At 69.6% G+C, this 10,311-nt stretch carries 7 protein-coding genes; 3 read left to right on the forward strand and 4 right to left on the reverse strand.

What is annotated here, in order from left to right:
* Positions 1 to 182 precede the first annotated feature (182 nt).
* The 4 genes from ACFWMR_RS40770 to ACFWMR_RS40785 all read right to left on the reverse strand — a co-directional run bounded on the left by ACFWMR_RS40770 (position 183) and on the right by ACFWMR_RS40785 (position 7,429).
* Entirely contained in the window at positions 183 to 1,226 is a 1,044-nt protein-coding gene (locus ACFWMR_RS40770) for a 3-isopropylmalate dehydrogenase (protein ID WP_020630865.1), read from the reverse strand.
* A gap of 236 nt (positions 1,227 to 1,462) precedes the next feature.
* Positions 1,463 to 4,867 carry a S8 family serine peptidase gene (locus ACFWMR_RS40775; RefSeq protein ID WP_378382257.1) on the reverse strand — a complete coding sequence of 1,135 codons (3,405 nt, stop codon included), beginning with the start codon at positions 4,865 to 4,867 and terminating at the stop codon, positions 1,463 to 1,465.
* A gap of 295 nt (positions 4,868 to 5,162) precedes the next feature.
* Complete coding sequence (serA, locus tag ACFWMR_RS40780; RefSeq protein WP_093935561.1) at positions 5,163 to 6,761, reverse strand: phosphoglycerate dehydrogenase; 1,599 nt, start codon at positions 6,759 to 6,761, stop codon at positions 5,163 to 5,165.
* A gap of 101 nt (positions 6,762 to 6,862) precedes the next feature.
* Positions 6,863 to 7,429, reverse strand: coding sequence for a TetR/AcrR family transcriptional regulator (locus ACFWMR_RS40785; protein ID WP_093935560.1), 567 nt, complete (start codon positions 7,427 to 7,429; stop codon positions 6,863 to 6,865).
* 95 nt (positions 7,430 to 7,524) lie between these two features.
* Between ACFWMR_RS40785 and ACFWMR_RS40790 the strand changes: the two genes are divergently transcribed.
* Genes ACFWMR_RS40790 through ACFWMR_RS40800 form a run of 3 tightly spaced genes read left to right on the forward strand, consistent with a single transcriptional unit; the run spans position 7,525 to position 10,206 of the window.
* A complete protein-coding gene (locus ACFWMR_RS40790; protein ID WP_378382258.1) occupies positions 7,525 to 8,433 on the forward strand; it encodes a TIGR03620 family F420-dependent LLM class oxidoreductase in 909 nt (302 codons plus the stop codon).
* Positions 8,430 to 9,266, forward strand: coding sequence for a TIGR03620 family F420-dependent LLM class oxidoreductase (locus ACFWMR_RS40795; protein ID WP_378382259.1), 837 nt, complete (start codon positions 8,430 to 8,432; stop codon positions 9,264 to 9,266). Before ACFWMR_RS40790 ends, ACFWMR_RS40795 begins: the two co-directional genes overlap by 4 nt.
* On the forward strand, positions 9,250 to 10,206 hold the full coding sequence (locus tag ACFWMR_RS40800) for an ankyrin repeat domain-containing protein (RefSeq protein ID WP_378382261.1): 957 nt from the start codon (positions 9,250 to 9,252) through the stop codon (positions 10,204 to 10,206). The genes ACFWMR_RS40795 and ACFWMR_RS40800 overlap by 17 nt, the downstream gene beginning before the upstream one ends.
* The last annotated feature ends 105 nt before the right edge of the window (positions 10,207 to 10,311 follow it).

Below are 10,311 nucleotides of genomic sequence, written 5' to 3' on the forward strand. Positions count from 1 at the left end.
CCGGGACTCGCGTGATCAGGGGCGGAACACCGAGTCCCGTGCCTGATCACGCGAGTCACGTGTCCAAGCACGCGAGTCCCGGCCCCGATCACGCGAGTCACGAGTTTCCCCTCGCCTGAAACGACAAGGGGCCCTTCACCGCGTGAGATGCGGCGAAGGGCCCCTTCAGCCCGTCGTGAGAACTACTGAGTGACCGGGCGCACGTTCGACGACACGAGGGCCGCCAGCCGGTCACCGATAGCGTGCGTCGCACCGGGCGACGCCTGGTCGCGGGTCGCGAGGTCGAAGGCCACCGAGGCTTCGATCCGCCGCGCCGCTTCCTTCTGTCCCAAGTGGTCCAGCAGCAGCGAGACCGACAGCACCGCGGCGGTCGGGTCGGCGAGACCCTGGCCCGCGATGTCCGGCGCGCTGCCGTGCACCGGCTCGAACATGCTCGGGTTCCGCCGTGTGATGTCGAGGTTCCCGCTCGCCGCCAGCCCGATGCCGCCGGTCACCGCCGCCGAGAGGTCGGTGACGATGTCGCCGAACAGGTTGTCGGTCACGATGACGTCGAATCGGGACGGGTCGGTCACCAGGTGGATCATCGCCGCGTCCACATGGGAATACGCGACGGTCACCTCCGGGTGCTCCAGCGAGACCTCTTCGACGATCCGCGACCACAGCGAACCCGCGTACTCCAGCACGTTCGTCTTGTGCAGGAGCGTCAGGTGCTTGCGCGGCCGCGCCTCGGCACGGTTGAACGCGTCGGTCACCACCCGCCGGACGCCGAACGCCGTGTTGACGCTGACCTCCGTCGCGATCTCGTGGTCGGTGTCCTTGCGCAGCAGGCCACCGTTGCCGGCGTAGGGGCCTTCGGTGCCCTCACGCACGACGACCATGTCGATCTCGCCGCCCTCGGCGAGCGGGCCGCGCACCCCCGGGTACAACCGGGCGGGGCGCAGGTTCACGTGGTGGTCGAGCTCGAACCGGAGACGCAGCAGCAGGCCACGCTCCAGAATGCCGCTCGGCACCGTCGGGTCGCCCACCGCGCCCAGCAGGATCGCATCGTGCTGACGGAGTTCACCGAGTACCGACTCCGGGAGCAGCTCACCGGTGGAGTGCCACCGGGCGGCGCCGAGGTCGTAGTTCGTGGTCTCCGCCGTCGGTACGACCTCACCGAGCACTTTGAGCGCCTCGGAGACCACTTCGGGCCCGATCCCGTCTCCTGGGATCACCGCGAGCCGCATCCACACACCTCCGTAGACCAGGCCACCGGCAGTCCGGATGGCCCATCCGCAAGAAAACGCCAGCAGCGGAAGGTTACCGGCTGTAGCCCGGTAGCCGTAGCCGCACCACCCTTATGCCGGAGCCTCCCACAGAGCGAGACAGCCGAAAGGGTGAATACAAGAAGGGACGCCCTGGCGGAAAGCATGCCGCCAGGGCGTCCCTCACCTCATCGAACGCGGGTTACCGCACTACCGCGTCAGCCCACACCGATCGGCTGACGGCCGGTGTGCCTGCCGCCGTTGCCCGGCCGGTCGACGCCCGTGTTGCCGTTGCCGTTGTTCGTCTGGATCTTCACCACGTTCGCCCGGTTGCCCGAGGCGTTGTGGTGATCGATCGCCAGCAGGCCCAGGACGGTGTCCTGCGCGGCCGTGTTGCGGTTGACCACCAGCGCCGTGCCCGGCTTCGCGACGTAGCCCAGCGCGGCGTCGCCGCCACCCTGGACCGTGTACGCGGGAGCCAGTGCGTCGAACGCGAGCGGCGTGCCGACGTAGTCGATCGTCGACGAGCCGGCACCCGGCGCCGCGTAGAACCCGGAGGTCCCGACCGTGTAGCTGATCTTGTGCGACGCGGCGTTCGGGTCGATGCCCAGCGCGGCGACGCTCACCGGCAGCACGACGACGTTGGTGTCGAACACGTTCGTGTCGACGTCGCCGAGCTGGCCGTTGACCGGCTGGATGTCCACCTGCGGGAAGCCCGGCTTGAGCGCCACCGTGACGGCCACCAGGACGTCGGTCGCGGTCACCTTCGTGACGTAGGTCTCGAAGTCCGGCTGCCCGTCGCCCGTGGTGTCGATGTCCACGAACGGCGAGGTGTTGCTGCCCAGGTTGGCCAGGTCGCTCCAGGTGGTGAGACCGAAGGCCAGCAACGCGTTCTCCGGCTCACCCTGCGCCTTGGCCAGCGGGGCCGTCGACGCCGCGCCGATGTAGCGCAGGTCGGCGCCCTTGGCGGTCTGGTTCAGGGTGCAGTCGGTGGTGACGTTGCCGTCGCACTCCGGCAGCTGCGGGGATTCCGCCTGGAGTTCGAGCACGCTGATCAGCGAGCGGTACCGCTGCGAACCGGTGCCCTGGTCCACGCCCTTGCCGGTCAGGTTCAGCACGGCCTGGTTCTGGCCGGCGCCGAAGTTGACGTTGCCCGGGGTGTTGATGGACGAGACGGGCTTCGGCGCGGAGTACACCGAGAGCCGCAGCGGGACGGTCGTGCCGCTCTTCGGGGTGAACGCGATCCGGCCGGAGGCGTCCGCCACGAACTGCCGGGCGAGGCCGACCTGCGTGGTCGCCATGGTCGGGTCGATGACCTTGCGGAGCGCCTTGGGGTCGGCGATCTTCAGGGTCACCTTCACCGTCGCGACACCGCGCGGGCTCAGCTTGACGGTCGGCTTGTCCACTGTGTACTCGACACCGGGAAGCGCGTTCACGGCTTCGTAGCCCACCGAGTACTCGACCGGCTTGATGCCCTTGTTGACCACCTTGACCGTCTTGGTCAGGGTGACCGGGCCGCCCGCTTCGACGACGCCGAAGTTGACCGTGACGGAGCCGGGGTTGTCGACGACGTAGGCCAGGACCTGGTTGTCCAGCGCGGCCTTCGCGTCGATCCGGCCACTGCCGACGCGCTGCGGCGCGTAGGTGCGGCCCGAAGCGTCGTGGATGTCGTGGCCGGCGGTGTTGATGACCGAGGCCTTGACCTCTTCGACCGACCAGTCCGGGTGCGCCTGACGGATCAGGGCGGTGATACCCGAGGTGTGCGGCGCCGCCATCGACGTCCCGGAGATGACCAGACGGCCCGCTCCGCTGCCCGCCAGCGCGGACGAGATCGAGTCACCGGGCGCCGAGACGTCCGGCTTGACGGCCGGACCGCGACCGCCACGCGAGGTGAACGAGCTCGGGGTGTCCACAATGGACTGGTCGAAGGTCGGCACGGACACTCGGCCCTTGCCGGTCATACGGACCTGGAGCGTGCCGGCGGTCAGCGCCGGGCGCACCGAAGCGGTGGCGCTGCCGGTCAGCTGGAACGTCGGCGTGGCCGCGTTGCCCGCGATACCGGCCGAGAAGTGCTCCAGCGTGGACGAGAACAGCGCGCCCTTGGCACCGGCGGCCTGCGCGTTGTTCGAGCGGGCGCCCGAACCACAGGCGCGGGTCGCGTCGTTGTCGTCCCATTCGAGCCAGACGATCTTGCCCGCGACCTTGGCCTTGTCGGCGTCGGAGTACGGGTTGCAGCCCGCCGCGTTGGCCGCGGAGAGGGCGACGACCGGCGCGGTGACGTCGAGCGTTTCGTAGGTCGCGTAGTTCTGGCTGAACTGGCCGGTCTTCGCGCCCTTGACCCCGGCGGGGGCCACGGCCTCGACGGCGTCACGCAGGACGGACGCGTCACGGCTGCTGGCGACGGTCAGCGCCTCGGGCGTGTTGCCCGGCGCGCCGCCGACGTCGTTGAGGTCGCCGCCGTTGCCCGCGGAGAACACCGGGACGACGTTGTTCGCGGCGATCTTGCGGACGAAGAGCGAGTCCGGGTCGTCCGGGGTGGCGAAGTCGCCGCCCAGCGACAGGTTGACCACGTCGAGGTGGTCGGTGAAGTCGCCGTCGCCGTCCGGGTCGAGCGACCAGTCGAGCGCCTGCGAGGTGACGTTGGTCGAGCCGTCGCAGCCGAAGACCTTGATCGCGTACAGCAGGGCCTTGGGCGCGGTGCCCGGGCCGATCTGCATCGCTTCGAGCTTCTTCTTGTTGAGCTTCTTGTAGTCGCCCGTGAAGGTCTTGCCCGCTTCGTCCACACCGAACCCGGCGACCGTGCCCGCGACGTGCGTGCCGTGGTGGCCGCAGGCGAGCGGGTTGGGGTCGGGCTTCGGGACGTGCAGGGCCGGGTCGCTGCTGCCCGTGTCGTAGGCGTCGCCGACCAGGTCGACACCGCCGACGACCTTGTCGGTCGGGAAGGCCGGGGTGGCCTGGTCGCGGTTGATCGCCTTGTACGCCTCGGGCGTGCCCGGGCCGCCGAAGTCGGCGTGGGTGTAGTCGATGCCGTCGTCGATCACGCCGACGCGGATGCCGTCGCCGTAGCGGCCGGTCTGCTGCCACGACGCGAGCGTGTTGGTCAGCTGGACCGCGCTGGAGTTCGTGCGGGTCTTCGGCACGACCTTCTTGACCGAAACGACGTCCGGCCGCTTCGCCAGCTCGCGGATCTTCGCCGCGTCGGCGGTGACGACCGCGCCGGCGACCGCGTTGGAGGTCTGGGTGACCAGCTGGGTGCCGGCGTCCGCGGCCTTGAGCTGTCCGACGACGGAGTTCACCGTCGCGGCGGCGTCGGCCTTGGCGTCCTTCGCGGCCTTCTTCGCCTTCTCCTTGCCGGCGCCCTTGTTCTGCTCGGCGTTGAAGGCGTCGACGGCGGGCTGCTTGGCCAGCTCGACGAAGGCGGTGATCTGCCCCTGGGCGGCCTTGAGCTTCGGCTCGACCTTCCCCTGGAAGCCGTTACGGTCGATCTTCGCCGGCGTGATGCCGTCCGCGAGAGGGACGTCCTGCGCGGCCGCGGTCGCCCCGGTCACGGACGTCGCGAGCAACGCGGCGAAGACCGCGGCCGACGAGCGGATGGCCCATCGGGGTACGCGGGATCTGTTCATGAGTAAGTGCCCTCACTCGAGGCCTAGACTCGGAACCTGCCTGCCGCTCGAACACACCCCCGACGGTGAGCCCCGGCGCCGCGCCGTGCCCTTGACGGCGCGATGGTTCGGCCTCGCCGGAAGAACCTATCCGGGGACCAGCCCGACTTCAGTAGGCATTTTTCACCGTTATTGAATCTTGCTCTTCGCAACCCTCTGACTACCGGCGAGAAGTATTCTTGTAACGCCGGTAACGTGTTGACATGTAACGAAAGCCGCGTCCGGGGGACGCGGCTTTCGTTACAGGCTTTTCAGGTCAGCCGAAGTTGACGGCCCGGATCGTGTGCGCGCCGACGGTCGCGCCGATCGGCTCCAGCAGGTGCGAGTCCACCGAACGGTCCACCCGCAGCAGCATGACGGCGTCCGCGCCGTCGGTGGTCTGGCTGATCTGCGCGGCCTCGATGTTGATGCCCGCCTCGCCGAGCAGCGTGCCGACGCGGCCCATGATGCCGGGGCGGTCCGGGTACTCCAGCAGCAGCACGTTGCCCTCGGCGCGCAGGTCGAAGTGACGGCCGTTGACCTCGACCAGCTTCTCGACCTCGTCCTTGCCGGTGACCGAACCGGACACCGAAAGCGTGGTGCCGTCGGCGTGCACCGCGCGGACGGTGACCAGGCTGCGGAACTTGGGGCTTTCGGGCTCGGTGACCAGATCGACCTGGACACCCAGCTCCTCCGCCACGCGCGGCGCGTTCACGAAGGTGACCTGGTCCTCGACGACGCCCGAGAAGACGCCGCGCTCGGCCGCGAGCGGCAGCACGCTGACGTCCTCGTTGGACAGTTCGCCCTTGACCACGACGGTGACCGAGGCGGGCGCCTTCGGGTTGAGCGCGGTCAGCACGGTGCCGAGCTTCTGGGTGAGCGAGAGGTACGGCCGGACGTGCTCGCCGACCGTGCCGCCACCGGCGACGTTCACCGCGTCCGGCACGAAGTCGCCGCGCAGCGCGAGCAGCACGGACTTCGCGACGTCGGTGCCCGCGCGGTCCTGCGCCTCGGCGGTCGACGCGCCCAGGTGCGGGGTGACGACGACGTTCGGCAGGCCGAACAGGGGGCTCTCGGTGGTGGGCTCGGTGACGAAGACGTCGATGCCGGCGCCGCCGACGTGGCCGGAGCTCACCGCGTCCGCCAGCGCCTGCTCGTCGATCAGGCCACCGCGGGCGGCGTTGACGATGATGACGCCCTGCTTGGTCTTCTTGAGCGCCTCGGCGCCGATCAGGCCCTTGGTCTCCGGGGTCTTCGGCAGGTGGATGGAGATCGCGTCGGCGCGCTCCAGCAGCTCGTCCAGCGTGACCAGCTCGATGCCGAGCTGCGCGGCGCGGGCGGCCGAGACGTAGGGGTCGTACGCGATGATCTTGGTGTCGAACGCGGCGAGCCGCTGCGCGAACAGCTGGCCGATCTTGCCGAGGCCGACCACACCGACGGTCTTGCCCTGGATCTCGACGCCCGAGTAGGCGCTGCGCTTCCACGCGCCGCCCTGGAGGCTCTGGTCCGCCGCGGGGACCCGGCGGGCGACCGCGAGCAGCAGCGCGACGGCGTGCTCGGCGGCGGAGACGATGTTCGACGTCGGCGCGTTGACCACCAGGACACCGCGTTCGGTGGCGGCGGGGACCTCGACGTTGTCCAGCCCGACGCCGGCGCGGGCGACCACCTTGAGCGAGGTGGTGGCGGCGAGGACCTCGGCGTCGACCTTCGTCGCGGACCGCACGAGCAGCGCGTCCGCCGTCTTCACGGCTTCGAGCAGCGCGGGACGGTCCGTGCCGTCCACATGCTGGACCTCGACCTCGTCGGAGAAGACACTCAGCACGGAAGGAGCGAGCTTCTCGGCGATGAGGACGACGGGCTTGTTCGGCTTGGTCACGATACGGCTCCCACTATCTGGTCTGTGCCTGCGACTCACTGTTGACGGTCACGCCGTTGTGCCCGGTTGCGCCGCAGTTTAGACCTGGTGACAGGGGATTGTTAACTCGCCCGTAATCCGGCGAAAACGAGATCGACGAGGCGTTCGAGGCCCTTGTCACCCGAAAGGTGTTCACTGGCCCAGGAAAGCGCGTGCAGCAGCACCAGCAATTCGTCCACTGTGACGTCCGCCCGGAGCCCGCCCGAGACCTTCGCCCGTTCCATCAGGTGGGATACGCCGTCCCGCATGGCGTGACACGACGCGTACAGCGGCGAGGTCTCGTCGTCGAGCACGTCGACCATCAGTTCGGGCAGGCCGCGGTAGCGCGCCGACTCCGCCCCCATCCCGGCGAGCCAGGTCCTCAACGCGTCCAGCGGCTCCGGCGAGTCCAGGAGTTCGCGAGCTTTCGCGGCCTGGCCGTCGAACCTGTCGCGGAGCACCGTCTCGACCAAGGCCTCCCGCGTCGGGAAATGCCGGTAGAGCGTCCCGATGCCGACACCGGCCCGGCGGGCGATCTCTTCCAGCGAGGCCTCGACCCCGTGCGCGGCGAAGGCATGCCTCGCCTCTTCGAGGAGGCGCTCGTAGTTGCGCCGGGCGTCCGCCCGCAGCGGCTTCTTCTCGGTGTCCATCGCACTACCGAGCCTATCCTCGACAAATCGGAGGCAGCCTCCGTATAGTCGACGAGGTAACCGGAGGCTGCCTCATGTTAGCTGGAGAGAACCGAATGAACCTGATCGAAGAGACCCGGGACCGGCTGGGACCGGTGGGCGTCTGGCTGCCGCTCGGCATGGCCCATCCGACGCCCGCCGAGGAACTGGCGGCGATCCGGCGACTGGAAGAGCTGGGGTATCGCACCGTGTGGGCCGGTGAAGGCCCCGGCAGCCGGGAACTGTTCGCGCACGGCGGCATCACGCTCGCGTCCACCGGACGAGTGGTGATCGGCACCGGGATCGCCAACATCTGGTCCAGGCCGGGACGCACGGCGCACAGCGGAGCGCGGACGCTCGCGCACGCCTTCCCCGGCCGGTTCGTGCTGGGGATCGGGATCGGGCACGCCTTCCAGGCCGCGAAGTCCGGTGTGGACTACCGCCCGCTCGAACAGACCCGCGCGTACCTCACGGAAATGGACGAGGCCGCGACCGAGTTCCCGGCACCCGTGCCGTTCCCGCGGATCCTGGCCGCCGTCGGGCCGAAGATGCTCGAACTCGCGCGGGACCGGGCCGACGGCGCGCACCCGTTCGCCCAGCCCTTCGAGCACACGCCGTACTCCCGCGAGATCCTCGGGCCGGACAAGCTGCTCATCCCCACTCATTCGGTCCTGCTCGGCGATCGTGAACAGGCTCGGGCGAACGTGGCGAAGAACATCGAAATGATGAAGCGGTACGACGTCCCGCACTATTTCAACGGCTGGAAACGGCTGGGCTACACGGACGCCGACATCGACAGTGTCAGCGACCGGCTCGTGGACGGGCTGACCGCCTGGGGCGACGAGGAGAGGATCGCGGGACGGGTCAAGGAGCTCGTCGACGCCGGCGCGGACACCGTGCTCGTAACGCCCGACGGGGATGACCTCCCGGCCGTCATGGACCAGTTGGAGCGACTGGCCCCGGCACTGGCGGAGGTGACCAGGTGAGCGTCGGGATCTGGACGTTCTCCTTCGACGGCAAGGAGATCGGCGAAGTCCGCGAGGCGGCCGCGGAAGTCGAGGAGCTGGGGTTCGACACCTTGTGGCTCGGGGAGTATCTGGGACGGGAGGCTTTCACACAGGCGGGACTGCTGCTGGCGGCGACGTCCCGGCTGAAGGTCGCCACCGGGATCGCGCGGTTCGACCAGCGCGAACCGACCACCGCCGCGGCCGCCGGACGGACGCTCGCGGAGGCCTACCCGGACCGGTTCACCCTCGGACTGGGCGGGCATCGCCCGGGTACGAAACCGCTGGAAGCGATGCGCGGCTACCTCGACAGGATGGACGCCGCGGAACTGTCCACACCGGACACGCCGCATCGGCGGCTGCTGGCCGCGCTGGGGCCGAAGATGCTCGCCTTGGCCGCGGAACGCACGGCCGGGGCGCACACCTACTTCGTCCCTGTCGAGCACACCGCACAGGCACGGGAGATCATGGGCCCCTCGGCTTTCCTCGCCGTCGAGCAGGCCGTCGTGCTGGGTTCGGATCGGGAAATCGCGCGGAAGCACGTTTCGATGTACCTGGAACAGGCGGCCCACCACCGGGCGAATCTGCGGCGATTCGGCTTCACCGAAGAGGATTACGGTTCCGACCGGCTCGTGGACGCGCTGGTCGCCGTCGGTGAGGACGCGATCTCGGCGCGAGTGCGGGAGCACCTGGACGCCGGCGCGGACCACGTCTGCCTGCAAGTCCTCACCGGGGACGAGCGGATCCCGCTGACGGAATGGCGGCTTTTGTCGGGGGTGGGCGGTAGCGTGCGGAAGCGTGACTTCACCGGCTGAACTCGCTTTCGAACAGGCACGGGAATCGATCGACGCGCGGGACCTCGCCGGGCTCGCGCGCCTGATCGGCGACCTGCCCACACTCGTCCACGCGCACGGGAAGAACGGGAACGACCTGCTCGGCATGGCCACCGCCACCCGCGACGAGCGGCTGTGCCGGATCCTGCTCGACCACGGGGCCGATCCGGCGTCGGCCAACGTCCACGGCTGGACCGCGTTGCACCAGGCCGGGTACGTCGGGCTTCCGCTGCTGGTCACGATGCTGCTCGACGCGGGCGCCCCGGTCGACGTGCCCGCACGCGGGGACGGCGGGACGCCGCTGGTGGTCGCGCTGTTCTGGGGTCACCGCGAGGCCGCCGAAGTGCTGGCCTCGCGTGACCTCTCCCCCGGCAACCTCCGGGTGGCGGCGGGACTCGGCCGGGCGGACCTGCTCGACGAGCTGCTCGCACCGGACGGCACGCTCTCCCCCGCGGCGGGCGCGCATCGCGAGTTCCACCGGCCGCACAGCGGTTTCCCGGAATGGCGGCCGGGCGACGATCCGGCCGAAATCGTCGACGAGGCGCTTTCGTGGGCCGCGCGGAACGACCGGTCCTCGGCGGTGCGGACCCTGGTGGCTCGCGGCGCTCACGTGGATGCCGACGTCTACCGGGGCACGGCGCTGACCTGGGCCGCCGCTCAGGGAAAGGCTTCGGCGATCGAGACTTTGGCGGAGCTGGGCGCTTCGGTGAACCGTCAGGGGACGTTCGGCGGGCTTTCGCACGGGGAGGGCGTCACGGCGCTACACCTGGCCGTGCAGGGCGGGCACGTGGACGCGGTGCGCGCGTTGCTGGCGGCGGGGGCGGATCCCTCGCTCAAGGACTCGCTGTACTCGTCATCGGCCTTGGGGTGGGCCGAACACTTCGGGCAGGCGGAGATCCTGGCGGTACTGCGGAGCGCCTGACCGTTGTGTCATGAGGGGTGGGCGCGGGGGGGGATTAGTTGCGTCGGGGGGCCCCCCCCACAACCCCGGGGGCCAAACAACCACCCCAAATAAAAAAAAATTGGT

The organism is Amycolatopsis thailandensis (genome assembly GCF_042723255.1).
GTDB classification, from domain to species: domain Bacteria; phylum Actinomycetota; class Actinomycetes; order Mycobacteriales; family Pseudonocardiaceae; genus Amycolatopsis; species Amycolatopsis thailandensis.

Bases quoted from the DNA above. Each gene is read 5' to 3' on its own strand.
- ACFWMR_RS40785 (WP_093935560.1), bottom strand. From the start codon at position 7,429: ATGGACACCGAGAAGAAGCCGCTGCGGGCGGACGCCCGGCGCAACTAC.
- ACFWMR_RS40790 (WP_378382258.1), top strand. From the start codon at position 7,525: ATGAACCTGATCGAAGAGACCCGGGACCGGCTGGGACCGGTGGGCGTC.
- ACFWMR_RS40770 (WP_020630865.1), bottom strand. From the start codon at position 1,226: ATGCGGCTCGCGGTGATCCCAGGAGACGGGATCGGGCCCGAAGTGGTC.
- ACFWMR_RS40775 (WP_378382257.1), bottom strand. From the start codon at position 4,867: ATGAACAGATCCCGCGTACCCCGATGGGCCATCCGCTCGTCGGCCGCG.